Annotated in this window: 20 protein-coding genes and 1 riboswitch; of the genes, 17 read left to right on the top strand and 3 right to left on the bottom strand. The window is 63.0% G+C overall.

The genetic code is table 11. The features are described from left to right. Positions 1-18 precede the first annotated feature (18 nt). Positions 19-531, top strand: a complete 513-nt coding sequence (locus JFN91_RS18560; RefSeq protein WP_199390641.1) for a hypothetical protein — start codon at positions 19-21, stop codon at positions 529-531. 32 nt (positions 532-563) lie between these two features. After that, complete coding sequence (locus JFN91_RS18555) at positions 564-1,898, top strand: B12-binding domain-containing radical SAM protein (protein WP_199390640.1); 1,335 nt, start codon at positions 564-566, stop codon at positions 1,896-1,898. Positions 1,899-2,152: 254 nt separating this feature from the next. Here the strand turns inward: JFN91_RS18555 and JFN91_RS18550 are convergent, their stop codons facing one another. Continuing rightward, positions 2,153-3,631, bottom strand: a complete 1,479-nt coding sequence (locus JFN91_RS18550) for a LuxE/PaaK family acyltransferase (RefSeq protein WP_199390639.1) — start codon at positions 3,629-3,631, stop codon at positions 2,153-2,155. Between the two features lie 332 nt (positions 3,632-3,963). On the opposite strand from JFN91_RS18550, the gene JFN91_RS18545 reads away from it, so the two are divergent. The 6 genes from JFN91_RS18545 (at position 3,964) to JFN91_RS18520 (ending at position 14,006) form a co-directional block, all read left to right on the top strand. Beyond that, entirely contained in the window at positions 3,964-5,487 is a 1,524-nt protein-coding gene (locus tag JFN91_RS18545) for a B12-binding domain-containing radical SAM protein (RefSeq protein ID WP_199390638.1), read from the top strand. Positions 5,488-5,503: 16 nt separating this feature from the next. Continuing rightward, positions 5,504-5,857 carry a hypothetical protein gene (locus JFN91_RS18540; RefSeq protein WP_199390637.1) on the top strand — a complete coding sequence of 118 codons (354 nt, stop codon included), beginning with the start codon at positions 5,504-5,506 and terminating at the stop codon, positions 5,855-5,857. 33 nt (positions 5,858-5,890) lie between these two features. Then, positions 5,891-6,568 carry a response regulator gene (locus JFN91_RS18535; protein WP_199390636.1) on the top strand — a complete coding sequence of 226 codons (678 nt, stop codon included), beginning with the start codon at positions 5,891-5,893 and terminating at the stop codon, positions 6,566-6,568. After that, positions 6,561-8,018: a heavy metal sensor histidine kinase gene (locus JFN91_RS18530; RefSeq protein WP_199390635.1), complete on the top strand. Its 1,458-nt coding sequence runs from the start codon at positions 6,561-6,563 to the stop codon at positions 8,016-8,018. Before JFN91_RS18535 ends, JFN91_RS18530 begins: the two co-directional genes overlap by 8 nt. A 455-nt stretch (positions 8,019-8,473) precedes the next feature. Beyond that, positions 8,474-8,638 (top strand): hypothetical protein, encoded by a 165-nt coding sequence (locus JFN91_RS18525; protein ID WP_199390634.1) that lies wholly within the window; start codon positions 8,474-8,476, stop codon positions 8,636-8,638. A 589-nt stretch (positions 8,639-9,227) separates the two neighbouring features. After that, positions 9,228-14,006, top strand: coding sequence for a putative Ig domain-containing protein (locus JFN91_RS18520; protein WP_199390633.1), 4,779 nt, complete (start codon positions 9,228-9,230; stop codon positions 14,004-14,006). Between the two features lie 534 nt (positions 14,007-14,540). Here JFN91_RS18520 and thiC read toward each other — a convergent pair. Then, positions 14,541-15,851 carry a phosphomethylpyrimidine synthase ThiC gene (gene thiC, locus JFN91_RS18515; RefSeq protein ID WP_199390632.1) on the bottom strand — a complete coding sequence of 437 codons (1,311 nt, stop codon included), beginning with the start codon at positions 15,849-15,851 and terminating at the stop codon, positions 14,541-14,543. 139 nt (positions 15,852-15,990) lie between these two features. Next, positions 15,991-17,445, bottom strand: coding sequence for a bifunctional hydroxymethylpyrimidine kinase/phosphomethylpyrimidine kinase (gene thiD, locus JFN91_RS18510; protein WP_199390631.1), 1,455 nt, complete (start codon positions 17,443-17,445; stop codon positions 15,991-15,993). A 184-nt stretch (positions 17,446-17,629) separates the two neighbouring features. After that, positions 17,630-17,731, bottom strand: a riboswitch (TPP riboswitch). Between the two features lie 152 nt (positions 17,732-17,883). On the opposite strand from thiD, the gene alr reads away from it, so the two are divergent. The 9 genes from alr to JFN91_RS18465 all read left to right on the top strand — a co-directional run bounded on the left by alr (position 17,884) and on the right by JFN91_RS18465 (position 26,289). After that, positions 17,884-19,023 carry an alanine racemase gene (gene alr / locus JFN91_RS18505; protein ID WP_199390630.1) on the top strand — a complete coding sequence of 380 codons (1,140 nt, stop codon included), beginning with the start codon at positions 17,884-17,886 and terminating at the stop codon, positions 19,021-19,023. Positions 19,024-19,067: 44 nt separating this feature from the next. Beyond that, entirely contained in the window at positions 19,068-19,328 is a 261-nt protein-coding gene (gene relB, locus JFN91_RS18500) for a type II toxin-antitoxin system RelB family antitoxin (RefSeq protein ID WP_199390629.1), read from the top strand. A 17-nt stretch (positions 19,329-19,345) separates the two neighbouring features. After that, positions 19,346-19,555 carry a type II toxin-antitoxin system RelE/ParE family toxin gene (locus tag JFN91_RS18495; RefSeq protein WP_328747545.1) on the top strand — a complete coding sequence of 70 codons (210 nt, stop codon included), beginning with the start codon at positions 19,346-19,348 and terminating at the stop codon, positions 19,553-19,555. 80 nt (positions 19,556-19,635) lie between these two features. Next, entirely contained in the window at positions 19,636-20,667 is a 1,032-nt protein-coding gene (gene selD, locus JFN91_RS18490) for a selenide, water dikinase SelD (RefSeq protein ID WP_199390628.1), read from the top strand. Beyond that, the gene (locus tag JFN91_RS18485; protein ID WP_199390627.1) at positions 20,654-21,913 is read left to right on the top strand and encodes an ASKHA domain-containing protein; all 1,260 of its coding nucleotides are present in this window, start codon (positions 20,654-20,656) and stop codon (positions 21,911-21,913) included. The genes selD and JFN91_RS18485 overlap by 14 nt, the downstream gene beginning before the upstream one ends. Before the next feature lie 263 nt (positions 21,914-22,176). Beyond that, entirely contained in the window at positions 22,177-23,739 is a 1,563-nt protein-coding gene (gene purH, locus JFN91_RS18480; RefSeq protein ID WP_199390626.1) for a bifunctional phosphoribosylaminoimidazolecarboxamide formyltransferase/IMP cyclohydrolase, read from the top strand. Between the two features lie 167 nt (positions 23,740-23,906). Further along, positions 23,907-25,178: a phosphoribosylamine--glycine ligase gene (gene purD / locus JFN91_RS18475; RefSeq protein ID WP_199390625.1), complete on the top strand. Its 1,272-nt coding sequence runs from the start codon at positions 23,907-23,909 to the stop codon at positions 25,176-25,178. A gap of 243 nt (positions 25,179-25,421) precedes the next feature. Continuing rightward, a complete protein-coding gene (gene purE, locus JFN91_RS18470) occupies positions 25,422-25,928 on the top strand; it encodes a 5-(carboxyamino)imidazole ribonucleotide mutase (RefSeq protein ID WP_199390624.1) in 507 nt (168 codons plus the stop codon). 91 nt (positions 25,929-26,019) lie between these two features. Beyond that, positions 26,020-26,289, top strand: coding sequence for a cytochrome c3 family protein (locus JFN91_RS18465; protein ID WP_199390623.1), 270 nt, complete (start codon positions 26,020-26,022; stop codon positions 26,287-26,289). Positions 26,290-26,323 lie beyond the last annotated feature (34 nt).

Here is a 26,323-nt window from a genome sequence, read left to right as displayed (position 1 = left end):
TGGTAGGAGATTCACAGCATGCGTATCGTGTTCGTCCCCCTTTTACTGGCGCTTTTTGTCGTTCCCGGCGTGTTCGCGTCGCCGTCACCGGAAATCATGATGAACCGGCCATCCATGATCAGCCCTCACGGCGACGGCACGGCCGGCCTCGGCCCCGCCCGGCCCATGGCTGACGTCATCAAGGACGCCACACTGCCGGGATACCCCGACGTGAAGATCGGCACCGCCTTCGAGAAGTACGGCTACTTCAAGGAAAAACACTGGTACGAGACCAGGGGCACGGGGGGCAACTTCTACGTCGATTTTCGCGGCTCCAGCCCGACCGGGTGGTTCGATTTCAAGGGGCGCCGGGCCGGCATCGCGGAAAAGGGAGTGGTGCTGAAGTTCGTCATCTACCCCAGCGGCGAGTACGGCATCGTCATGGCGTCGAAGACCGTGCAGACCAAGGACGGCAAAACCACGGCAACCCCCATCTCCAACATCAAAGGGGTGGTGGACGCCATCTACGCCAACAAGAAGCTCGACCTGTAATCCCGGCGGGGCAACGCAAGCCAAGGTAATACATGAAACTTTGCATCATCTTTCCGCCGCTTCCCTTCGGCTGGACACCGGTAGCACCTCCAATCCTCGAATACCTGGCGGCGCTGACCCGCCAGGCGGACCCCTCCATCGAGATCCAGTTGATCAGCGGCAGCGCCACACCCGAGGCCTACAAGAGCGTCGAGTGCGACCTTGCCGCCATCAGCATCCTGACCCCGACCGCGGTCTCCGGCTACAACATTGCCGACTCGCTGAGGGCGCGTGGCATCAAGGTGGTCTTCGGCGGCATGCACGCCTCGGCCATGCCCGAGGAGGCGAAGACGCACGGCGACGCCGTCGTCATCGGCGAGGCGGAGAGCTGCTGGCCGCGGGTCCTAAAGGACTTCCGCGCGGGGACGCTGCAGTCCTTCTACCGCGGGGAGCAACTGGAGCTCACCGGCATGCCGACGCCGCTCTACGGCATGCTCAAGAACAACCACCAGTTCCGCATCGTCAACACCTCGCGCGGCTGCCCCTTCAACTGCACCTTCTGCTCGGTGAAGCCGTTCTTCGGCGCCAAGATCCGCTTCCGTCCCATCGAGGATGTCGTGCGCGACGTTGCCGCCATTCCCGAGAAGATGTACGAGATCGGCGACGAAAACATCTGGTGGAGCAGCGAAACCAAGCGCGCCATCGAGCTTTTCACCGCGCTCAAGGGTAGCCCCAAGAAGTACATGGCCTTCGGCAGCCTCGGCCCCGTGCTGGCGCCGGAAGGCTCGCGCATGCTGAACGCCGCGCGTGAGAGCGGGCTGTTGTCGGTCTGGGTGGGGTGGGACGCCATCTCCGAGCACAGCCTCAAGGCGTACAAGGCCAACGGCAAGATCGGCGTGGACCGCGAGCGGGCGGTCAGGACCCTGAAGGACCACGGCATCGACGTCTCGCTCTTCTACATGCTGGGATCGCGCGAGGACACTTTCGACGACTTCAAGCGCGCCATCGAGGTGGCGGATAGGCTGGGCGTTTCCATGCACCCGTCGCTCGTGGTCCCCTACCCAGGCACGGTGCTCTCCCGCGAGTATGAGCCCTACATCTACAAGGATCTCGGCTGGGAGTACTACAACGGCTCCTACGCGCTGTTCGATCATCCCGATCCGATGATGACGCCGGAGCTGCGCGAGGAGCATTTCTACATCAGCCTCCTGGAGCAGTTGAGCCTGCCCCGGGTGCTGCGGCACATGATGAAGGTCCCCATGGCCGGTTTCCCCTACGCGCACATCCTGTCTCTCATGTCTCAGCTGCCGGTGAGAAAGGGCGTCAAGATCGCCTTCGAGCAGTGGAAGGCGAACCGGGAGTCGGTGCGGGCGAAAAGGCAGCGGTAGGGTAGGGCTGGGCTGGGCTGGGCTGGGGAAAACCTTCCCCCCTCCCAACCTCCCCCCTCCTGGGGGAGGAGAGTGGACTGCGGCCTCGTCGTAACTGCCCCCAGTATAGAAGAAGACAAGACCCCGGCGTCCCCGCCCCCGGAGGGGGAGGGACAGGGAGGGGGAAGCCTTCGCGGCGTCGCCGACGAAGACACAAAAAAGCCCCCGCGGCGCCTTGGGCGCCTGCGGGGGCATGATGCTCTCTTTACATCAACCTACTTCTTCTGCTCCGCAGCCGGCTTTTCCGACTGGAGCCCCTCGGGGTGATCGACCAGCTTCTGCTTTTCGGCTTCGGCCAGGAACCAGTCGAGCGGGCGCTCGGTCTGGTCCTTGAAGGCGCCGAGCGAGCGGTCACGCAACTCGGCGGCTTCCTTGTCCGCCTGCGAGACCAGGATCTCGTCCACCACCTGCGGACAGGATGCGACGGAACCGGGCCTTGCCTCGATCTCCTCGCGCACGCTCGGGGCCACCTTAGGGTCCTTGGCCAGACGCATTTTCAGGTCGATGGAGAAGTTGGTGTAGGTCTCCAGCATGCGGAAGATGGCGGAATCACCCATCGGCCCCATGGTGCGCTCCTCGTCGGGAAGCGGCGATACCTTGCCGTTCTCGATCTTGGCGCGGCCGACCATCTCGCAGCTCCTGCCGTTGTCGGTGGTGTAGCCCAGGTTGTCGGTGATGACGGCCAGGACGGTGGGGACGTTGGCCAGGTCCCAGTGGGCCAGCAGGCCGACTTCGCCGTCGGGAAGCGGGGAGAGGTCGTCGATGTTCATGGCCAGCACGCGGGACCACGGCGGCACCGGGCGGGCCAGCTTCTTCTCGGGGAGCCCCTTGACGTGGCGGCGCAGCGCGTCGTCGAAGAGGTTGGTGGCCGTTTCCGCCTCGCCCAGGACGTTCACGCAGTAGTGGCGCGGCACGTCGAGGATCTCCTGGACCATGTTGTAGTAGTCGTCGCGGGTGACCACACCGAAGCGGCCACGGTAGCCGCCGCCGTCACAGACGCGGCTCCCCGCGGGGAGCTTGAAGGTGATCTTCTTGCGGCGGCAGGCCTGGAAGAAGTAGACGTAGGCGGCGGTTGCGCCGATGAGGGCCACCGGCACGCCGCTTGCCTCGGATTCGCGCAGCGCCTTCAGAAGGTTCTTCACGTCGATGCCGGTCTTGCCCAAGAGGAACATGCTGTCCGGCGTGCCGAAGGCCTGGCGGGTCTGGTCCATGCCGATGGCCATCCCCATGGAGGGGGCCATCTCGGGGCTGGGCGCGAGGATCAGGATGCGGCAGCGCTTCCCTTCCTCGAAGTCGGGGAACAGGAAGGAGTTGGTCATCATCTTGTTGGCGCCGAAGACGAGCCTCTTGCCGTCCTCGTCGCGGAAGATGCGGCCGCGCTGGGTCAGACTGGTGGTGCCGCCGGTCAGGCAGGCCATCACCGACTGCTCCAGCGGGAACGAGGCGACCAGGTGGGTCTTGAAGACGTCGTTGTAGACCATGGGGACGTCCTGCCAGCGGCTGATGTCGCCGGGACGGACCTTCTTCAGGTCGCAGAACTCGCGGAAGATGGCGTTGCTGTTGTACTGCAGGTCGAAGAGCTGCATGCAGTAGTCGTTGAATCTTTCGTCGCTGAGTTCGGCGTCGACCCCGGCTTCGATGATGGCGACGATCTCGTCGGTGAGACGATGGCTCAGGCTCTGTGTCTCGGACATGAAAAACTCCTATAAAAGAAGGGTATTGCGATTTTCACTATACTAACTACTGGTTGTATAGCAGTCAAGACTATTGTTGTGGCTATTAGTTAAGCAATCTTCTTTTTTGGAACTGGACTTCTGTTCACTTTTTAAGCAGTATTGGCGGCGTGAAAGACTATTATTTAGGCAGATTCTGCGTCGCCAGGTTTCAATTGTGTAATGAGTAAATTAAAGACATAGGCATTGGACCTTTTCATTTTGATTTTCTCGCCACCTATGGCATATTGTTATGAAATAATAAGCAGAATCCTTTCTTGAATTACAGCTTTCACATAAACAAGGGATAGGTTATGAGCATAAAAAGAGTAGCCCTGGTCACGCCGCCGTACCACTCCGGTGTCGTGGAATCTGCGGGGACCTGGCTTAACGTCGGCTTCGTCTACATAGCAGGCTCGCTGCGCGCCGCCGGATATGAAGTCGACTACTACGATGCAATGAGCCTGTGGCACAAGTGGCCGGAGATCGAGGAGCGCCTGCGCGCCTTCGCGCCCGACGTGGTCGCCACCACATCTTTCACCGCCTCCATCGCCCACGCGCTGGAGTTGACCGCACTGGCCAAGAAGATCAATCCCCGGGTGGTCACGGTGCACGGCAATGTGCACGCCACCTTCTGCTACGACGAAATCCTGAAGGCGGAGCACGACACGGTCGACTTCGTGGTGCGCGGGGAGGGGGAAGTTACCCTGGTCAAGCTGCTCGACTGCCTGAACGCCGGCGGCGACCCCGCCACCGTGCCCGGGCTTTCCTTCTGGCGCGACGGCGCCGTGCTCGCCACCCCGAAGGCGGCCCCCATCGCCGACCTCGACTCGCTCCCCATGGCGTGGGACCTGGTCGAGTGGCCCATTTACCGCTACCGCGCCAAGAACAACGCGCGGCTCGCCATCGTCTCCTCGTCGCGCGGCTGCATGGAGAAATGCTCGTTCTGCTCGCAGCAGCTCTTCTGGGAGCGCTCCTGGCGTGCCCGCAGCGCCGAGAACTTCGTGGCCGAGCTGGAACTTCTGCGCGACAGCTACGGCGTCGAAGTCGCCATGCTCTCCGACGAGATTCCGACCTTCGACCGCGAGCGCTGGGTGCGCATCCTGGACCTGATGATCGAGCGCAAGGTGGGCGTGAAGCTCCTCATGGAAACCCGCGTGGACGACATCCTGCGCGATGCGGACATCATGGACAAGTACCGCGAGGCGGGCGTGGAGCACATCTACGTCGGCGTCGAGGCGGGCGACCAGGAGACCCTGGACCTCTTCAACAAGAACACCAAGGTGGAGCAGTCCAAGGCGGCCATCGACATCATCAACAACGCCGACATCGTGTCGGAGACCTCCTTCGTGCTGGGGATGCCGGACGATACCCCGGAGAGCATTGCCAAGACCATCGAGCTCGCCAAGCACTACAACCCGGACATGGCCTTCTTCCTGGCCATCGCGCCGTGGCCCTACGCGGAGCTCTACCCCGAGCTGGAGCAGTACGTCGCCACTACCGACTTCCGGAAATACAACCTGGTCGAGCCGGTCATCAAGCCCAAAAACATGACGCTGGAGGAACTGGAGCGCGAGCTGGGCAAGGCAAGCCAGAAGTTCTTCATGCACAAGTTCCAGAACCTGCACCAGCTTTCGCCCTGGAAGCAGGAGTTCATGCTGGCGGTGTTCGACATCCTGATCAACAACTCCTACCTAGCCGGCCAGATGCGGGCCATGATGAAGCAGGGGGGGCAGATGCCGCCCGAGGTGCAGGCGCTGGTCAGGAGCGTGAAGGGAATGCAGCGCGGGCAGGATGAAGCCCAGTCGCATCCACACACCTTCGCGCCGATCCCCTGACGCGGGCGAGGAGAGCATGGACAGAGTAAAAAAGATCGCCGTGGTGTTCAACGGCTTCATCCACGATTTCATGACCGGGTACTGGCTCTCGGCACTGATCGCCATCCACCTGTTGCACGGCTACAGGCTGGAGGCGCAGCAGCTCGCGGGGACGCTCGCCCAGATAGAGCGCTTTTTCTTTTGGAACAGCATCGGTGCGGCGGTGGCCATCTTCGCCACCGGCGGGATGCGCAGCTTCACCTACGTAGACAACTTCTACGGCGCCGAGACCGAGCGGACCAGGCGCAGGATGTTGGTGATCAAGCATGTGGTTCTCTTCGTCGTGGTCGGCGGAGGGAGCTATTGGGGGTATTGCACGGCGTTCAGTTAGGTACGCGCCGGCCAAGCCTAGAAAGGGTCTGGTATGAATTTCCTTGTCATTGAAGATTCGGAGAAAACCGCGGAGCAGTTGCGGAAAGGGTTGGCGGAGGTCAGCATCAACGCCGACATCGCCGGTGACGGCCTGAAAGGCCTCGCTATGGCGAAGGAGAAGGCGTACGAGTTGATCATCCTCGATCTCATGCTCCCGGGCATCGACGGGTTCGAGGTGGTCAAGCGGTTGCGCCAGGCGGGGAAGAGCACGCCGATCATCATGCTCACCGCGCGCGACGAGGTACACGACCGGATCTGCGGCCTGCAGTCCGGGGCGGACGACTACCTGGTCAAGCCGTTCTCCTTCGGCGAGCTCTGTGCCCGCATCCAGGCGCTGTTGCGCCGGGGGCAGGTGCTGCAGCAGGACGAGGTGCAGGTATCCGACCTCACCGTCAACTTCTTCGCCCGCAAGGCGACCCGCTCCGGTAAGCACCTGGAGCTGACCCCCAAGGAGTTCGCGCTCCTCTCCATGCTGATCCGCCGTGCCGGTGAGGTGCAGTCGCGCCTGCGCATAGCGGAGGCGGTATGGAACCTCGGTTTCGACGCCAACCTGAAGATCGTGGACGTGAAGCTCGCCGGGCTTAGGGCCAAGGTCGATGGCCCCTTCGACAAGAAGCTGATTCACACCGTGCGCGGCGTCGGCTACGTGCTCGAGGACCGCGATGAGTGATGCCGTCCCTTCCACGGAAGGAACCCCGGCGCGATCCATCCGGTCCATGGCGCACAACCTGGCCGTGCTGTACATCATTTCCATCGTAGTCGGCTTCACCTTGTGCGCACTGCTGCTGTACTTCAAGCTGGTGCAGCACATCAACGAATCGGGCACCGAGCAACTGCAGGGTGAGATCACCTCGGTGCGCGCCCTGCTGTCAACCCCCTCCGGCCTCGACGCCATCAAGCAGGTGATGGCGTCGGAAGTACGGGGGGAAGACGCCGGTACCAATTGCATCCTGATGCGCATCGTGGACCGTGAGGGGAAGGTCGTCGTCGACTGCCCCAACATGAGGGGCGTCCTACCCCCGTCCGTGTTCCCTCTCCCGGGCGATACCAGGTCCAGAAAGTTCGAAGCGAAGGGCAGCAATTTCCTGTTGAGGACCGCCAAGCTCACCGATCCCGTCTCTGAGGCCCGCGGCTGGCGGCTGCAGATAGGGATAGATCTCGCCCAGCATGACCAGCTTATAGGCGTCTACCGCACCTATCTCGTTCTCTTCGGGCTGGGGGCGTTTCTCTTCGCGATCCCCAGTTCCTATATCGTCGTCAGACGGGGGCTCAGGCCCCTGGAGGAGTTCAGCAGTTCGATCAAGAACATCACCGGCAACCGGCTCAATACCAGGTTGGAGGTAGAACGGTTCCCGCACGAGATGCATCCCGTGATTGAGTCGCTGAACGCCATGATGGCCCGCCTCGAAAGTTCCTTCCAGAGGCTCTCGCACTATTCGGGGAACCTCGCCCACGAACTGCGCACCCCCATCAACAACCTGATGCTCGAGGCGGAGATCGCCCTCTCCCAGGATCGCACGGCGGATGAGTACCAGGAGATCATCGCTTCCAGTCTCACTGAGTACGAGCGGCTGGCCGCGGTGATCGACAAGCTGCTCTTTTTGGCCCGCGCCGACAACGAGAAAAACGACCTCATGTTCGAGAAACTCGACGCCGGGACCGAGGTCGACGAGGTGGTGGACTACTTCTCGGACGAGGCCAGCGCTGCCGGGATCTCCCTCGTGTGCCGCGGCGACGCCTCCTTCTGGGGGGATCGGACCCTGTTCCGCCGTGCTCTCAGTAACCTCATCGGCAACGCCATCGCCTACACACCGGCAGGAGGGGACATCGTCATTTCCTCGTCCATGGGGAGTGACGGCGCGGTCGAGATAGCCGTCGCCGATACCGGCTGCGGCATCTATTCCGAACACCTTCCCTTTCTTTTCGACCGGTTTTACCGGGTGAAATCCGGCTCTCACCACAGCGGCACGGGCCTTGGGCTCGCCATAGTTAAGGCGATCATGGAAATGCACAATGGCGACGTCTCCGCCTGGAGCCGCCCGGGACACGGGACCACCGTGACTCTCCATTTTCCGCAACATCCCTCGCTGGCCAAAGCCGGGACCCACGACGTCTGCTGACAGTTACCCCCCCCCGGGGCGGCGCCAGTGCCGCCCCGGCGCCTTTCTGCCGATTCTGCATTGGTTTAAATCCATTCTTTTGTTGCCGAATCGTTACCATCCGTCCGTTAAAAGGCTGAAAAGTCAGGTTTTATGATCGAACCGGCAGTGCCGGCGTTACCGGCCCCTGTTGTCCGACTGGTCCCCTCTTTCTCTGGCAGAGGGTGCCCGGAGGGCGGGTGAGGGAGGCGGTGGGCGAGGGGGGACTGTGGCCTGTGGACGGCGGGCTACGACCGCGGCCCATCGGAGCCGACTTTCACATTTGCTCCACATTTCTTCCTTATTTGGTGGGTAGCATCGCGGCGCTTACATCCCCAACACGTTTCCAGGGCGCCTCTCTCCTCCTCTTTGAGGCGCCTCTTCCGGAGGATGGCCTGGGCACGGGCCATCCTCCATTTTTTACCAGCGGGGAAGACATGGAAACACCGACACGATCGATCCTGTTTGTCGATGACGATGAGAAGTACCGCAGGTTGGTGAGCAGCATCGTGGCTGATTTGGGATGCGAAACATGCCAGGCCGGCAGTGCGGAGGAGATCCTGGCGGTGGTCCGGGGGGATAGCCTTGCTTTTAACGCATAGGCGCAAAGCCGCAAAGTCGCCAAGAAAAGCAGGAATATTGTAAAACCTCTCACGCTTGTCTGCCTGTTTCTGTCCCTGCGTCTCCGCGCCTTGGCGCCTTTGCGTTGAAGATTTATAAAACAAAAGCCGCTGGCCCTTGAAGGGGGCAGCGGCTTTTTTCGTGGAGCGAAGAGGGCGAAGTAGGCCAGGTGGCCGAAGTCCTTTTGACGCAGACGCGGAGTCGCCAAGAGAGAACCTGCTGGTCCTGCCTCTTTGCGGCCCCGCGTTGCTGTTTGCACTGCCGCTTCTCCTCTGTGCTTTGACCGCACCTCCTGCCATTCAACCGATCCCGAAGCTGTCATTTGGCCTTCCACCCGCTGGGGCGCATCATTTGCTGAATGTGCTCTAACCTGCCGGAAAAATAATTTTATCTGCTGTCGCCGCCCTCCCGGCTCGCCCAGTCAGCATCTCCCTTCGGGTCCCCCCCATCGCCTGCGGTGGGTGTGGTTCCTCGAGACCGAACAGGAGTTTTGCGGTACAGAATTTGCTAATTAATTGAAAACTATAAGCTTCGCTTAGTGGACGCGACGGCAACAACTGGGGAGGACACATGCTCAAGAGGGTGTTGTGTGCAGTGGTTTGTCTGGTCACGATGTATGCACTGGGAGCCTGGGCAGCAACCTCATGGCAACTGCAAACGAAGCTTTCGACGGTAGGCGGGACCATCAAGGTCCGCAACAACCCGACCCAGACCACGGCGGGCACCGTATTCTATGCCAATTTCACCACCTCTGCGGCAGTCCCGGTCGTGGTGGCGGCCAATGCCGGCTACAACATCGGCGGTTTGACCAGGAATGGCGCCACGATCCCCATCGGCAACTACACTTCGCACTATTCCACCACCTTCCAGAAAAGCGGCGGCGCCATCCAGTCCCTGGTAGCGAAGTTCACGCTCCAGAAGTACGCGGTTACGGCGACGGTGGCGGGGTGGGGTACCATAACCCCGGCCAGCATGACGGTTGCCTACGGCGGAACGGGTGTCTTTACCGCCACCCCGGGGGGAGCCGGGAGCTTCCTGATTGCCGCGACCGGCGGCAGCCTGACTGACCTCTCGGGGCGTCCCGTCACCTTGCCCTTTGCGGAGCCGGTGAAGATCACGGTCAATAACGTGACCGGCCCCGGGAGCGTGGTGGCGACCTACACCACGGTGCGGGCCGATGCCGGCACCGACCAGCGCGTCCCCATCAACACGCCGGTTATCCTGAACGGCAGCGCCAGCGTCGGAGGAGACAGCCAGCTCTGGAGCCAGATCAGCGGACCTGCCGTCACCCTGTCCGGCGCCGGCACGCTGCGCCCGACCTTTACCCCGACCGCCACCGGGACCTACCAATTCAAACTCACCAACTTCCTGGGCAGCACTCCGGTTGCCTCGGCCACAACCACGGTCACCGTGGTCGGTTCTCTCACCGACAGCATGCGGAACGACTGCATGGGGTGCCACGGCGCTGCCGGCATCTATCCCGCTCCCCTGGTGTTCACGCGCTGGTCCGCTTCCGCCCACAAGGCGGTGGCGATTTCCTGCGTTTCCTGCCACACCAGCGGCGCCATGCCCACACCGGTAAACTCGGCCTCGGTGAACCGCACCACCTTTGTCATTACCGCGGCGAGCGCCGGCACCGTGGGGTCGAACTACTGCGTCACCTGCCATAACTCGCAGATCGCGACCGATTACGGCGCGTCGCTGCACAGCCGGTCCGGCGTCACCTGTACCTCCTGCCACCTCCAGGCGCCCCACGACCCGGCCGCCTCCGTCACCGCCTGCAACGGCTGTCATATCGACGGGTCGGGGCAGGTGGTGGGGCATCCCTTTCCGATGGGGGCCACCGACTGCACCACCTGCCACAACAAGCACAACCCCGGTTCCACCAGCGGCGCCATGCCGGGGCCGCTGGGACTTTTGCACTACAACAACGTGACCAGCGCCGGGTACCCCGCATCCTACGTCACCTCGCGGGCGAGTTGCTCGGACTGCCATTTCAACAGTCCCGCCAACGCGGCGGTGCGCCAGCAGTGGTACAGCTCCGGTCACGCGCGGGTCAACGCCGCGGCATGGACCACCTTTGACTTCAAGACCCGCACCGGTTGCGTGCAGTGCCACACCACCACCGGTTTCATCGCCTACTCGACGGGCAAGGTGGTGACTGCCTGGGGAGTCGCCTCGGACAAAACCAAAGAGGTTCTCACCTGCATCGGTTGTCACAAGGACGTCCCCAACGGTGTGGTACGCACGCTGGCACCGGTTCACCCTTACCCGGACGACACCTACGTGAACCGCGACACCGGAACGTCCAACGTCTGCATGTCCTGTCACAGCGGCCTGAATAACGGGGCGAGCATAACGGTGAAGGTTGCCGCAGGCGCCGACTTCGGCAACACCCCCTTCGTCGCGCCCCACTACCTGGCAGCCGGCGGCGTGCTGCACGGCAGGGGAGGGTACAACTTTTCCGGTTACGCCTTTTACTCCAGCAACAGCCACCGCGGCATCGGCATCGGCGACCGTAGTGCGACCGGCAGCGGCGGCCCCTGTGTCGCCTGCCACAAGACCGGGCAAGGCGGTCACAGCTTCATTGCTGCGGCGGAATCCCCATGCGCCAACTGCCACGGCACCTCGCTTACGGCGGCATCGCTTGCCGCAAGCCGGGATGCCTATCTTAACGGGCTCGAGGTGCTGAAGGCGATGCTTGCCGACAAGGGGCACGTGTACCGGGAGACGTATCCGTACTTCACCGACCTGAACTGGGGGAGCGGCCAGGGCGGCGCCGACGCCATGGGGGCCGCCTTCAACTACGTGATGCTGCTGCGCGAGCCCGGCGCCTACGCGCACAACTCCGCCTACACCAGAAAGCTCATCTCCGATTCCATCGATTACCTCTACAACGGTGCGGTCACCGGCTCCATCGAGAGCGCCCTGAACCACCTGGTGGCGCAGCAGAAGATCACCCAGCAGCAGGCCGACGGGTTGAAGGCGTACCAGGCTGGCTCCGGCTGCACGAGCTGCCACGCCAACACCTCGGGGAGCCACACCGCCCACCTCAACGGCGGCTTTGGTTGCGGCGACTGCCACGAAACCACCGCCACCGGACGTGCGCTGTGGCCGGCGAACGTCACCCACATAAACGGCAGGACCGACGTGGAGCCCGGGCCCGGGCGGACCTTCAGCTACAGCTACAACGCGGGGGGGAGCACCTGCAGCGCCATCAGCTGCCACAACAACGGCAGCGCCACCTGGGGCGGCACGCTCGGCTGCGACGGCTGCCACGGCGCACCGCCTGCGACCGCCTCGCACCTGAAGCACTACGGAGGGACCGTGGCGCAGGCGGCTTACGGTTCCACCGGCATCGCCCAGGACCTGGGGGCGACCTCCTCGGCCTACGTGATGAACTGCGGCAACTGCCATCCCATGGACGGCCTGAAGCACGGCAACGGCACCGTCGACGTGGAACTCTACAACCCGCAGGCACCGGCCGGGTCGCTGAAGGCGAAGCATCCCGCCACCGCCTCCTACGCTGCAGGCAACACGCAGTACCAGGACGACAGGGGGCTCACCTACACCCAGGGGACCTGCAGCAACGTCTACTGCCACAGCTACACCTCCTGGACCACCCCGACCGACGTTCCGTCCTATGCGACCACGTGCACGCCCCCCATACCGGCCGACCTGGTCACCACCACCAACTACCGGAGCGTCACCTGGGAGAGTGGACCGCTTGCCTGCACCGGTTGCCATGCCAACCCGCCCGAGACCCGGTACCCGGAGAACGGCGGCGGCGCCGGTGACAGCCATGTCTGGCGCAGCGACGATTTCGGCTATGGCCCGGTCGATTTCCTGCACAAGAACAACATGTACTTCGAGACCGGGGCCTCCGAGCCATTGGCCTGCCTGTACTGTCATAACGACACGGTGAAGCAGAAGGGGACCTACACGAGGACCGAAGATGCCACCGGGACCTTCTCAACCATGAGCGACGTCCCGATCGACAACTTCGCCGCCCACGTCAACGGGAAGAAGGATGTCGCCTTCGAGAAGCAGGTGGCGGTGCCGACCATCGACTACCCCTACGGCAGCACCTGGTCCGGGCAGAAGCTCACCTACGCAAGCTACGACGCTGGCACCAAGACCTGTTCCAACGTCGCCTGCCACCTGCTGCGCACCGACGTCAAGTGGGGCACCCCGTACAAGGGGGGCGCTGCCATGGACTGCGAGCGCTGCCACAACGGTTACGGCGGTTCCTGTCCGGACGCCGCGGCGGCGGCCAGCCACCTGCCGAGCCTAAGCTCCACCCCGCCCAGCCTGGCCGCCCCGGGGTACACCTACACCTACACGGTCCAGGCTTCCGAGCCCGGCGGCGGTGCGCTCACCTATTCCTTGCCGACCGCCCCGGAAGGGATGACGGTCTCGGGCTCCGGCGTCATCACGTGGACTCCCCGGCCGGACCAGCTTGGTCCCGCCCCGGTCCGTCTTGTCGTCGCGAGCGTCGCCAGCGGCAACCTGCTTGCGACGGATCAGCAGTTCACCGTAACGGCCCAGGAGCCCCAGGTCACCTTCACCTCTACCCCGGTCACTACCGCCACCGAGTTGAAAGCCTACAGCTACACGGTTCGGACCGCGGTGGCCAGCGGCATGCCCGCCGTCACCTACGCGCTGTCGGGGCCGCCTTCGGGGATGACCATCAGTTCCAGCACGGGCGTCATCAGCTGGACTCCTACCGAGGTACAGGCCGGCGCGAGCTACCCTGTGGCCGTGATCGCCACTTCCGGGGCGTACCAGGCGACGCAGAGCTTCGACGTGCAGGTCGCGCCTTCGCCGATCGTCATCACTTCCACTCCTGCCAGCACCGGGAGCACGCAGGTCGCCTACAGCTACCCGGTAACGGCGAGCCTCGCCGGGGTGACCACGTTCAGCTACTCCCTCATTACCAAGCCCACGGGGATGGTGGTGAACAGCGCGGGGGTGATCAGTTGGACGCCGACGTCGACGCAGGCGGGCTCGTTCCCGGTGGTGGTCCAGGTCTCCGGTGGGGGGTATGTGAAGCGGCAGAGTTTCACTGTCGTCGTTGCTGCCTCGCCCATCACCATCACCTCGACGCCGGTGACGACCGCCAAGGTAGGCGTCGCCTACAGCTATCCCGTAACTGCGACCATGCCTGGGGGGGGGACGTTCACCTACACGTTCATAACGCGGCCGACCACGTCGATGATAGTGAGTACCTCGGGCATCATCGGTTGGACGCCTACCGCCACCTACGTCGGGACCAGGCCCGTGACCCTCAGGGTGACCAGGGGGGCTTCCTACACGGACCACTCCTTCAGCATCGTGGTGAGTCCGTAGCAGAGGCATCAACGCAAAGGGGCAGAGCAGCAAAACCTTTAAAAGCCTCAACGCAAAGGCGCAGAGCCGCAGAGGCGCAAAGAAAAGCAGGGGTATTGTTAAACCCATCATGCCTTGTCTTTTGTTTCTGTCCCTGCGCCTCCGCGCCTTGGCGCCTTTGCGTTAAAGATTCAAAGACCAAAGCTATTGAAACGCAAAGCCGCAAAGTCGCAAAGAAAAACAGGGATTATAACCTTCAAGCTTTTGCAGTTCGGGTTGTCCTTGCGCCTTTGCGTCTTTGCGTTAACAACAGCCTTTAAAGCCTCAACGCCAAGGCGCAGAGCCGCAGAGGCGCAAAGAAAAGCAGGGGTATTGTTAAACCCATCATGCCTTGTCTTTTGTTTCTGTCTCTGCGCCTCCGCGCCTTGGCGCCTTTGCGTTGAAGATTTAAAAAATAAAAGCCGCTGGCCCTTGAAGGGGGCAGCGGCTTTTTTCGTGAAGCGAAGGGGGCGAATGATTATTCGCCCCTACAGGTGTTTCGGCACCCTGGCGTTGCTACGCGCAGGCGGCGTTGGCACGCTCGCGTTCGGTGGCGTCGTCCATGACCTTGTAGGCGCAGAACTCGCCACACATGGTGCAGGCACCGTGGTCGGCAACGCCGGACTCTTCGCGCAGACGACGCGCCTTGACCGGATCGATGGCCAGCGCAAACTGCCCTTCCCAATCCAGCTTCTTCCGGCAACGCGCCATCTGGTTGTCCTTCTCGATGGCCCCCTTGACCCCCTTGACGATGTCGGCGGCGTGCGCTGCGATGCGCGATGCCATCACGCCCTCACGCACGTCCTCGACGCTCGGCAGCTTCAGGTGCTCGGACGGGGTCACGTAGCAGAGGAAGTCGGCGCCGGCCGCGGCGGCAATGGTCCCGCCGATGGCGGAGGTGATGTGGTCGTAGCCCGGGGCGATGTCGGTGACCAGCGGCCCCAGTACGTAGAAGGGGGCGCCGTGGCACAGCCGCTTCTGCAAGAGGATGTTGGCCTCGATCTGGTTCAGCGGCATGTGACCCGGACCCTCGATCATCACCTGCACGCCGTACTCCTGGGCGCGCTGGGTAAGCTCGCCCAGGATGATCAGCTCGTGGATCTGGGCACGGTCGGTGGCGTCGGCCAGGCAGCCGGGGCGGAAACCGTCGCCCAGCGACAGGGTCATGTCGTAGGCCTTGGTGATCTCCAACAGGCGGTCGAAGTGCTCGTAGAGCGGGTTCTCCGCGTTGTTGTGCGCCATCCACTCGATGGTGAAAGCGCCGCCGCGGGAGACGACGTCCATGATGCGCCCTTCCTTGCGCATGCGCTCCACGGTGGAGCGGGTCACGCCGCAATGCACGGTGATGAAGTCGACGCCGTCCTCGGCGTGCTTGATGACACCCTGGAAGATGTCTTCCACGGTCATCTCGACGATCGCCTTCTTGTGCTTTCTCACCGCATCGAGCGCGGCCTGGTACAGCGGCACGGTGCCGATGCAGGCGGACGTCTCGGCGATAACGGCGCGGCGGATCTCGTCGACCGGGCCGCCGGTGGAGAGGTCCATGATGGCGTCGGCGCCGCTGGCCACGGCCACGCGTACCTTCTCCAGTTCTTTCTCGAAATTGAGATCGTCGGCGGAGCTGCCGATGTTGGCGTTGACCTTGGTCCTCAGCCCCTTGCCCACGGCAAGCGGGGTGCCGTTCACGTGCTTGTTGTTATGGCAGATGATGATGTTCCCGGCGGCGATCCCGGCGCGGATGAACTCGGCGTCGACCCCCTCGGCGAGGGCTGCCGTCTTCATCTTGTCGGTGATGATCCCCTTGCGGGCGTATTCCAGCTGGGTCATGGTTGCTCCTTTTTATGACTACGTCTTTAGTGAGGTCTTTCATCGCTCCTCCCCCCGGAGGGGGGAGGCTGGGAGGGGGGATGCGGGTATGAAGACGCTGCGCGCCCCCTCCCTATCCCTCCCCCTCCGGGGGAGGGGACTATTCCCCCTGCTCCCGCGCCGCCAGGAAATGGTTCACCGGTCCGTGCCCCTTGCCCAGCGGCTGCGAATACTTGATGGCGCGGGTCACGAACAGCTTCGCCCTCAGCACCGCGCTCGGCAGCGGCTCGCCCTGGGCCAGGTTGGTGGCGATGGCAGATGCCAACGTGCAGCCGGTGCCGTGGGTGTTGCGGGTGAGCACGCGCGGCGCGCTGAAGCGGGTGAAGCCGGTGCCGTCGAAGAGGATGTCGGTGACCACCCCTTCGGTCAGGTGCCCCCCCTTGACCAGCACGTGCTTGGCGCCCATGAGGTGCAGCGCACGGGCGGCCAGTTCCATGCCGGCGCTGTCGGTGATGGTGAGGCCGGTCAGGGCTTCGGCCTCCGGGATGTTGGGGGTGACCAGGTAGCTCAGCGGCACCAGCCTTTTCTTCAGCACCGAGAGCGCCTCGTCTTCGAGCAATGCCACGCCCCCCTTGGCGCTCATCACCGGGTCGAGCACCACCATCCTCATCTCGTACGCGGTCAGCTTGTCGGCGACGATCTCCGCGTTCTCCGGCGAGGACAGCATGCCGATCTTCACCACGTCGATGGGGATGTCCGACAGCACCGCGTCGATCTGCTCCGCCAGGAAGGCGGGCGGGGAGGAATGGATCCCGGTGACGCCGCGCGTGTTCTGGGCGGTGAGGGCGGTAATTGCCGAGGCGCCGTAGCTTCCCAGCAGCGTGATGGTTTTGAGGTCTGCCTGGATCCCCGCGCCGCCGCCGGAATCGCTGCCGGCGATGGTGAGCACCGCCCCGCGCGGCTGCGTCAGTGTGCGGTTGAACAGGAGGGAGAGTTCGGTCGCGGCGAGTCCGGGGGAGCGGGCGGCAAGCACGGCCGAGATGACCGCGATGGAATCGGCACCGGCGTCGATCACCGCGCAGGCGTTGTCGCGGTTGATGCCGCCGATGGCGACGATGGGGATCTGCACCTTTTCCCTCAACTGAGCCAGTGCTTCCGGGCTCTGCAGGTGCTCGACCTCCTTACTCTCGGTGGGATAGAGGGAGCCGAAGCCGATGTAGTCGGCACCTGCATCCTGTGCGGCGAGCGCTTCTTCCATGGAGTGGGTGGAGATGCCGATCAGTTTCTTGGGGCCGAGGGCCGCGCGCGCCGCGGCCGGGTCGCCGTCCTCCTGGCCCAGGTGCAGGCCGTCGGCGTCCAGGGCCAGCGCGAGCTCGAGGTCGTCATTGACGATGAACTGCACCTGGAACTCGTTGCAGAGGTGTTTCAGGTCGTTGCCGAGCGACAGGCGTTCCTCGAAGCTGCGCAGCTTGTCGCGGTATTGCAGCAGCGAGATCCCGCCGCTCCCGAGCGCCTCCCGCACCCGCGGCACCAGGCGTTCGCCCTGGTCCGTGATCAGGTACAGTCCCGCCACACGCCGCTCCTTCCCGCTATGGTCCACCACGAGTCTTAACAAGGCACACCTCTAAAAGATTTAACGCAAAGACGCAGAGCCGCGAAGGCGCAAAGGAAAAGCGGGAAAACCAGGTCGTTCCCCAACAAGCCATTCTTGGCGTCTTAGCGCCTTCGCGTCTTTACGTTAGAGCTTCTGGGTACTAAAACAAAAAGCCGCGACGGGGTCACGGCTCACGATGAAAAGGTCGGAGTACGCGCCGCTTCCCTACGCCGGTACTACCCGGATCAGGTTCAAAGGGTTCAGGATCGCCCTGTCTCAGTTCGGATGAACTCCCCTAGCTGGCTTTTGCTGAGGCCGTAAACATAATGGAATCCTCTTGCAAAGTCAATCGCTTTCGGGTTTTTGCCTTTACACTCAGGGGCTAAAGTGGTAGAAAAATCTGTGGCCGGGACCGTCCCGGCCTGATTTCATTCAGATATACCGATACGGGATTTCGAGATGGACAGTCGTCCTACGGTTGTTGAGATAGATCTCGCCGCACTCAGGCACAACTTCGGGCTGGTAAAGAAGAAGGTGCCGGAGGGATGCGGCATCCTGGCCGTGGTCAAGGCCGACGCCTACGGCCATGGTTTCCAGTACGTCTCCGAGGAGCTGGAAAAGCTCGGAGTGGACGCCTTCGCGGTCGCCTTCCTCGCCGAGGGGGTGCAACTGCGCATGAGCGGCATCTACCGCCCGGTGCTGATCCTGGGCGGCATCTATCCCGGCGAGGAGCGGCGCTGCATCGGCCTCAATATCTCCACCGCGCTCTATTCGCTGGAGCAGGCCGCGGCGCTGGACCGTGCGGCCCTGGAAATCAAGTGCTACCGCAAGGCCAAGATCCACCTGAAGGTCGATACCGGCATGGGGCGCCTCGGCGTCACCTGGGACAAGGTGCCTGAATTCCTCGAGCAGTTGAAGCAGTTCAAGAACCTCGAGATGGAAGGGATCTTCTCCCACTTCGCCAGCGCCGACGAACGCGACCCGGACGGCCTCGCCTTCACCAAGCTGCAGGCCGAGCGTTTCAACGCCGCCGTCACCGAGGCCCGCCGCCAGGGATACGATCCCGCCTACGTCCATGTCGCCAACAGCGCCGCCATCCTTGCCGCCGATCTTCCCTTCTGCAACCTGGTACGGCCGGGGATCATCCTCTACGGTGCCGCACCTTCCCGGGACTTCGTGGACGAGCAGGCGTCTTTGCCGGTCATGAAGCTGAAGAGCCGGGTGGCGATGCTCAAGTGGGTGGAGCCCGGGACCAGCATCAGCTACGGCAGGCGCTACGTGGCCGACAAGCGCGCCCTCATCGCCAGCGTTCCCGTGGGGTATGCCGACGGGTACTGCCGCAGCCTCACCAACAAGGGGGAGGCGCTGATCCGCGGCCAGCGGGCCCGCGTCGCCGGCACCGTCTGCATGGACTGGATCATGCTCGACGTGACCGACATCGAGGGCGTTGCCGTGGGTGACGACGTGACCCTTTTGGGACCCGATCCCATGGGCGATCGCATCAGCGCCGAGGAATTGGCCGAGAAGGCGGGCACCATCCCCTACGAGATCATGTGCGGTATCGCCACCCGCCGCGTGCGCAGGGTGTATATTGGGTAAGTGCAGGGCCTAAGAAGTTTCGCAGAGGAAGGGAGGAGTTTCCCATGCGTACAGTCACAATCAGGATCGATGAAGAAGTGGACAAGAGGCTAGCGCGTTTGGCCAGTGAAACGCATCGCCCCAAAAGTTTTTATGTCAGGGAAGCGATACTGGAACATCTCGATGAAATAGAAGACCTTTATCTGGCCGAAAAGCGCCTGGAGGCAATCCGCTCAGGAAGCGAAGAAGCAGTCCCTCTCGAGGAGGTGATGCGTCGCTATGAAGGTGGAAGATTGAGTTGTCACAAGGGGCAGTCCGCGAGCTAGAAAGGCTTGATCCTCAGGTGGCGCGGAGGATCTTGCGCTTTCTTCGTGAGCGTGTTGCGGCTTTAAAGGACCCACGGAGCATCGGCGAGGCTCTGGTCGGTGCCAAGCTTGGAGGATTCTGGAAGTACCGGCAAGGGGACTACCGTATCGTTGCAAGTATCCAAGACGATATTGTCACCGTGCTGGTGCTAAGGGTAGGGCACAGGCGCGAGATCTACCGAGGATAATAAAAGAGGTGCCGTTCTCAGATTGCCTCAGATTTTCTCCGTGGCCAATGGTTCTGATTTCTGGTTTTTCCGAGGTTTTTATGACTGACAAGGTACGGCTCACAACGATGGTGCAGGCGGCGGGTTGAGCTGCCAAACTGGGCCCGGCGGGCCTGGAAGATGCCATCCGCGACATAACCCGCTCGGACGACCCCAACCTCATCGTGGGCGTCGAGGGCGCCGAGGATGCGGGGATCTACCGCATAGGGGAGAGCCTTGCCCTGGTGGAGACCACCGACATCATCACGCCGCTGGTGGACGATCCCTTCACCTTCGGCCGCATCGCCGCGGCCAACGCCCTTTCCGACGTCTACGCCATGGGGGGCAAACCGGTGACGGCGATGAACCTCGCCTTCTTCCCGGCCTGCTCGCTCCCCACCCCCGTGCTGGCCGCAATCCTCGCCGGCGGTTCCGACGCCCTCAAGGAGGCGGGTTGCTGCCTGGTCGGCGGGCACACGGTGGAGGACGACGAGCTGAAGTTCGGCCTGGCCGTAACCGGCCTCATCGATCCCTCCCGCATCGTAAGAAACTGCACCGCCCGCCCCGGCGACGTCCTTATCCTCACCAAGCCGCTCGGCACCGGCATCATCTCCACCGCCATCAAAGCGGAGATGATCGAAGACGCCCTGGCGCAGGAAGCGATCGGCTGGATGACCGCGCTCAATGCCAAGGCGTGCGAGCTGATGGTGGCCTGCAACGCTACCGCCGCCACCGACGTCACCGGTTTCGGTTTCATCGGCCACGCCTGCGAAATGGCGCTCGGCGCCAAGGTCACCTTCCGCATCGAACTCTCCCGCGTTCCGGTCATGTCCGGCGTGCCGGGCCTCATCGACGACGGCATGGTCCCCGCGGGGTGCTATCGCAACCGCCAGCATTATCAATCCCACGTAACCGGCTCCGGCGGCGATGCCTTGCTGCCGCTCTTCGATCCGCAGACATCCGGGGGTCTCCTCATCTCCCTTGCCCCCGACGACGCCCGTGCATTCCTTGCCCGCGCCGGGGAGTCCGGCCTGTTCGCCGTAACGATCGGTGCAGTCGAGCCCGCCGGGGAGAGCACTATTGTCTTCGTCTAAGGGGCTCGCCGCCGCTTTCGACCTGGGCACCACCACCATAGCTGCGTCGCTTGTCGATACGGTCACCGGAGCACGGCTGGCCGTCACCGGCGCCATGAATCCCCAGCGCCGCTGGGGGTCCGACGTCCTCGCCCGCCTCACCGCGGGGGCTGATCCCGAAAACCTGCGCGCCATGCAGACCGTTCTGGCTGCCGAGATGGAGCGCATGACCGGCGTGTTGTTGGACCAGGCCGGCGCGTCGCCCGCGGATCTCGCGCAGGTAGCCATCGCCGGCAACCCCTCCATGGAAACCATCGCCCTTGCCCTGCCGGTAGAGTCGTTGGCCCATCCTCCGTTTCGCCCCCTCTTTTCCGCCGGAAAATCCGTAACCACCCTCGATCTCGGTTGGAGCCGTGACTATCCCTGTTACCTGCTCCCCCTGCCCGGCGGTTTCGTCGGCGGCGACCTGCTTGCCTTTCTCTTCGGACTGCCTGAGGCGCCCGCGCCCGCGACCCTCTTCCTGGACGTCGGCACCAACGCGGAGATCGCCCTTTTCGACGGCGAGCGTTACCTCGCCACCTCGGCCGCCGCCGGCCCCGCCTTCGAGGGGGGCAACCTCAAGTGCGGCATGGCCGCGCTCCCCGGCGCGGTGAGCGGCGTCCAAATAAAAGGGGACAGGCTACTGTCATCCACCATCGCCGGCGCTCCCCCCTGCGGCATTTGCGGCACGGGCGTTCTGGACACCGTGGCTGCCCTTCTGGAGCAGGGCGTCATCGATCCGACCGGCAGGCTCCTCCCCGCTGCCGAGATCGACTCCAATCTGGGCAACCGGGTGCAGGAGGTGAACGGCGTGACCGCCTTCGTCCTGCATCGCGATGCCAAAAGTTTCGTCTATCTGGACCAGGACGACATCCGGGCGCTGCAGCTCGCCAAGGGGGCGATGCGCGGCGGCATGGAGATCCTCTTGAGCAAGGCGAACCTGTCCATGGACGATGTTGCGCGGGTGGTGCTGACCGGTTCCTTTGGCGCCGTGCTGTCACCGGATGTGCTAAAAAAGGTTGGAATTTTCAACGAAAAAATGGTAAGAATCACCGGATTTATCAAGGAAGGGGCGCTGGCCGGCGTGGAGCGAGTACTGCTCGCCGCGGGCGGCAGCGATCAGATGGAGGCCCTGGCGCAAAAGGTCCGTGTCATCCCCCTTTCCGGCACACCGCTCTTCGAAAAGCACTTCCTGGCCAATATAGATTTCCCCAAAGCACAAGCCTGACCACAGAGGGCTCAGAGGTCCACAGAGGCCTCAGAGGAAAGGCATAAAGACGTAAGGTTTCACCCTCGAATCGTTCTCTGTGTCCTCAGTGAGCCTCTGTGTCCTCTGTGGATATGCTTTTTGAAGATAAAGGGGGACAGGCACCTGGCGGAGCCAGTCCCCACAGTTTTCCTCTGTGTCCCCTGTGATCCTCTGTGACCTCTGTGGTTATGCTTTAAATATCTAATCACCATCAAAGAGCAGCAACAAAAAGGAGTGGGCAAATGGCAAAGATTGGGCGCGCGCTGGTAAGCGTGTCGGAGAAGACTGGAGTGGTGGAATTTTCCCGGGCGTTGGCCGGCTACGGCGTGGAGATCCTCTCCACCGGCGGCACCGCGAAACTGCTGCGTGAGGCAGGCATCCCGGTGAAGGACGTTTCCGAGTTCACCGGTTTCCCCGAGATGCTGGACGGCAGGGTCAAGACGCTGCACCCGAAGGTGCACGGCGGCATCCTCGGCATGAGGGAGAACCCGGCGCACGTGGCCAAGATGCAGGAGCACGGTATCGAGCCGATCGACATGGTGGTGGTCAACCTCTACCCGTTCGAGGCGACCGTTGCCAAGGAAGACTGCACCATGGAAGACGCCATCGAGAACATCGACATCGGCGGCCCGACCATGCTCCGTTCCGCTGCCAAGAACAACCGCGACGTCACCGTCATCGTCGACTGCGCCGACTACCAGTTGGTCCTGGACGAGATGAAAGCAAGCGGTGGCAGCGTCTCCCGTGAGACCAACTTCCGCCTCGCCGTCAAGGTGTACCAGCACACCGCCGCCTACGACGGCGCCATCTCCAACTGGCTGGGCGCCCGCACCGGCGAAGGCGTTGCCAAGTACCCGGACACCCTGACCATGCAGTACCAGCTGGCCCAGGGGATGCGCTACGGCGAGAACCCGCACCAGTCGGGCGCCTTCTATGTCGAGAAGGGGGGCAAGGAAGCTTCTATCTCCACCGCGCGCCAGATCCAGGGCAAGGAACTTTCCTACAACAACATCGGCGACACCGATGCGGCGCTCGAGTGCGTGAAGCAGTTCGACCAGCCCGCCTGCGTCATCGTGAAGCACGCCAACCCCTGCGGCGTCGCCGTCGCCGGCAACATCATGGAAGCCTACGACCTCGCCTACAAGACCGATCCTGAGTCCGCCTTCGGCGGCATCATCGCCTTCAACCGCGAGCTCGACGAGACCACCGCGCGCGCCATCGTGGAGCGCCAGTTCGTCGAGGTGATCATCGCTCCCAAGGTCACCGAGGCTGCCAGCGAGATCGTTGCCGCCAAGAAGAACGTCCGTCTCATGGAGTGCGGCTTCTGGCCCGAGCAGCCCGCTGCCCGCTACGACTTCAAACGCGTCAACGGCGGCATGCTGGTCCAGGACGCCGACCTCGACCTCTTCGCCGAACTGAAGGTGGTGACCAAGCGCGCACCGACCGACCAGGAAATGGAAGATCTCCTCTTCACCTGGCGCGTGGCCAAGTTCGTCAAGTCCAACGCCATCGTCTACGGCCGCAGCAACGCCACCGTCGGCGTGGGCGCCGGCCAGATGAGCCGCGTCAACTCCGCCCGCATCGCAGCCATCAAGGCCGAGCACGCCGGGATACCGGTCCAGGGTGCCGTCATGGCGTCCGACGCCTTCTTCCCGTTCCGTGACGGTCTGGACAACGCCGCCAGCGTCGGTGTCACCGCCGTGATCCAGCCGGGCGGCTCCATGCGCGACGCCGAAGTCATCGCCGCCGCCGACGAGCACAATATCGCCATGGTCTTCACCGGGATGAGGCACTTCAGGCACTAAAGACAAAAACGCAGAGCATTAACCACAGAGGACACAGAGGGACTCAGAGGAAAATACAAAGGCAAAAGCTTTAAGCCTTTTGCTTTTGCCCCCCCCGGTTTTGGGGTTCCCTCCGTGATCCTCTGTGTCCTCTGTGGTTCACAGCTTTTGCCGTTAAGGAGATAGATATGAAGGTATTGGTAGTAGGCAGCGGCGGCCGCGAGCACGCGCTGGTCTGGAAGATCGCCCAGTCCCCGCTGGTCACCAAGGTGTTCTGCGCCCCCGGCAACCCGGGCACGGCAACGCTGGCTGAGAACGTCGATATCGCCGTGGACAACCTCCAGGGGCTGCTCGACTTCGCCAAGAAGGAAGGGGTGGCGCTGACCGTGGTCGGCCCGGAACTGCCGCTTTCCCTGGGGCTTGTTGACCTCTTCGAGGAGAACGGCCTGAAGGCCTTCGGCGCCCGCAAGAACGCCGCCATCATCGAGGCATCCAAGGCGTTCTCCAAGGACCTGATGCAGAAGTACAATGTCCCGACCGCGGCTTACGGCGTATTCACCGAGGTGCCGGCCGCCATCGACTTCATCGACAAGACCGGGATCCCCATCGTCATCAAGGCAGACGGCCTGGCCGCGGGTAAAGGGGTCATCATCGCCCAGACCCGCGATGAGGCGGTAGAAGCCGTCACCGACATGCTTTCCGGCAACGCCTTCGGCGCCGCGGGTTCCCGCGTGGTCATCGAGGAGTTCCTGAAAGGGGAGGAGGCATCCTTCCTCGCCTTCACCGACGGCGAGCGCATCATCCCGCTCGCTTCGGCCCAGGATCACAAGGCGGTCTACGACGGCGACAAAGGCCCCAACACCGGCGGCATGGGCGCCTACTCCCCGGCCCCCGTGGTCACCCCGCCCATCCACGAGAAGGCCATGGCCGAAGTCATGCGCCGCACCGTGGACGGCATGAAGGCGGAAGGGCGCCGGTACCAGGGCGTTCTTTACGCCGGCCTCATGATCGACGGCGACTCCGTGAAGACCCTCGAGTTCAACGCGCGCTTCGGCGATCCGGAATGCCAGCCGCTCTTGATGCGCATGAAGTCCGACATCGTCCCCATCCTGATGGCGGTTGCCTCCGGCAGCCTGGAAGGCGTCGAGATCGAGTGGCACGACAAGGCTGCGGTCTGCGTGGTGCTGGCGGCTGAAGGCTATCCCGCCGACTACAGGAAGGGCGACGTCATCGAGGGGCTCGCGGCAGCGGGCAAGGTAGAGGACCTGGTCGTGTTCCATGCCGGCACCAAGGCCAGTGGCGACGCCATCGTCACCAACGGCGGCCGCGTGCTGGGCGTCACCGCCCTTGGTGGAACCGTCAAGGAAGCCATCGACCGCGCCTACAGCGGCGTGAAGCTCATTACCTGGCCCGGCATGCACCACAGAAAAGACATCGGCGCCAAGGCCATGAACCGGTAAACCGGGGGCTAGCAAGAGCAAAACAGGGGCTAGGGGCTAGGGAAAACCAGGGGCTAGCAAGAGCAAAACAGGGGCTAGGGAAAACCAGGGGCTAGCAAGAGCAAAACAGGGGCTAGGGGCTAGTAAAGGCAAACAGGTGCAGATGCGTTTGTTTTTACTAGCCCCCAGTCCCTAGCCCCTAGCCCCGCTTTTGCTTGTCAACAACACAACACACTTCATCCAAACAGTAACTGGAGACCAACAATGTCCAATCCGACCGTTTTGATTCTGATGGGAAGCGATTCCGACCTGACCACCATGGAGGAGACGGCCAGGGTTCTTACCGAATTCGGCGTCCCCTACGAGATGCACGTTTCCTCGGCTCACCGCTCCCCCGCCAAGACCTCCAAGCTCACCCGCGAGGCCGAAGGGCGCGGCATCCAGGTCATCATCGCCGCTGCCGGCATGGCGGCCCACCTGGCCGGCGTCGTCGCCGCGGAAACCCCGTTGCCGGTCATCGCGGTCCCCATGCCGGGGGGGGCACTGAACGGCGTCGACGCACTCTACGCCATGGTGCAGATGCCCGGCGGCATGCCGGTCGCCACCATGGCCATCGGCAAGGCAGGTGCCAAGAACGCCGGACTCCTCGCGGTGCAGATGCTCTCCCTGGCCTGCCCGGAGTTGCGCACCAAGTTCGTCGCCTACAAGACGCGCATGGCGGAAGAGGTGGAAGAGAAGGACCAGGCGCTGCAGGCCGCACTCCAGAAGTGACGCCGGTTTGCGGTTGATTTTACTTGACAATGAGCCCCGGTTTGTATACCTTCGGGCCGTTTTCAGACCTAAAATAATGGAGGGAACACTCATGAAAAAGGTTTTCGCTGCAGTAGCTCTGACCCTCGCCTTTGCCGTTACCGCAATGGCCGCTGATTCCGTCGTTTACCCGGCTAAGAACGGCAACGTCACCTTCAACCACAAGGCTCACCAGGGCAAAAACGAGTGCAAAGTCTGCCACGGCGACGGCGCACCGGCCAAGATCGCTATCAACAAGGAAGCGGCTCACGGCAAAGCCTGCAAAGAGTGCCACGCTGCCAAGGGCGGCCCGACCAAGTGTGGCGACTGCCACAAGAAGTAATCTTCCCTTACGGGAATCAAATTGCAGTGTTAGG

The organism is Geomonas anaerohicana, assembly GCF_016458305.1.
GTDB lineage: Bacteria > Desulfobacterota > Desulfuromonadia > Geobacterales > Geobacteraceae > Geomonas > Geomonas anaerohicana.
Note: the sequence above shows the minus strand (reverse complement) of the source record. Positions and strands in the feature narration are given on the sequence as shown.

Coding starts and splice junctions, on each gene's coding strand:
- JFN91_RS18560 (WP_199390641.1), top strand. CDS start 19: ATGCGTATCGTGTTCGTCCCCCTTTTACTGGCGCTTTTTGTCGTTCCC.
- JFN91_RS18555 (WP_199390640.1), top strand. CDS start 564: ATGAAACTTTGCATCATCTTTCCGCCGCTTCCCTTCGGCTGGACACCG.
- JFN91_RS18550 (WP_199390639.1), bottom strand. CDS start 3,631: ATGTCCGAGACACAGAGCCTGAGCCATCGTCTCACCGACGAGATCGTC.
- JFN91_RS18545 (WP_199390638.1), top strand. CDS start 3,964: ATGAGCATAAAAAGAGTAGCCCTGGTCACGCCGCCGTACCACTCCGGT.
- JFN91_RS18540 (WP_199390637.1), top strand. CDS start 5,504: ATGGACAGAGTAAAAAAGATCGCCGTGGTGTTCAACGGCTTCATCCAC.
- JFN91_RS18535 (WP_199390636.1), top strand. CDS start 5,891: ATGAATTTCCTTGTCATTGAAGATTCGGAGAAAACCGCGGAGCAGTTG.
- JFN91_RS18530 (WP_199390635.1), top strand. CDS start 6,561: ATGAGTGATGCCGTCCCTTCCACGGAAGGAACCCCGGCGCGATCCATC.
- JFN91_RS18525 (WP_199390634.1), top strand. CDS start 8,474: ATGGAAACACCGACACGATCGATCCTGTTTGTCGATGACGATGAGAAG.
- JFN91_RS18520 (WP_199390633.1), top strand. CDS start 9,228: ATGCTCAAGAGGGTGTTGTGTGCAGTGGTTTGTCTGGTCACGATGTAT.
- thiC (WP_199390632.1), bottom strand. CDS start 15,851: ATGACCCAGCTGGAATACGCCCGCAAGGGGATCATCACCGACAAGATG.
- alr (WP_199390630.1), top strand. CDS start 17,884: ATGGACAGTCGTCCTACGGTTGTTGAGATAGATCTCGCCGCACTCAGG.
- relB (WP_199390629.1), top strand. CDS start 19,068: ATGCGTACAGTCACAATCAGGATCGATGAAGAAGTGGACAAGAGGCTA.
- purH (WP_199390626.1), top strand. CDS start 22,177: ATGGCAAAGATTGGGCGCGCGCTGGTAAGCGTGTCGGAGAAGACTGGA.
- purD (WP_199390625.1), top strand. CDS start 23,907: ATGAAGGTATTGGTAGTAGGCAGCGGCGGCCGCGAGCACGCGCTGGTC.
- purE (WP_199390624.1), top strand. CDS start 25,422: ATGTCCAATCCGACCGTTTTGATTCTGATGGGAAGCGATTCCGACCTG.
- JFN91_RS18465 (WP_199390623.1), top strand. CDS start 26,020: ATGAAAAAGGTTTTCGCTGCAGTAGCTCTGACCCTCGCCTTTGCCGTT.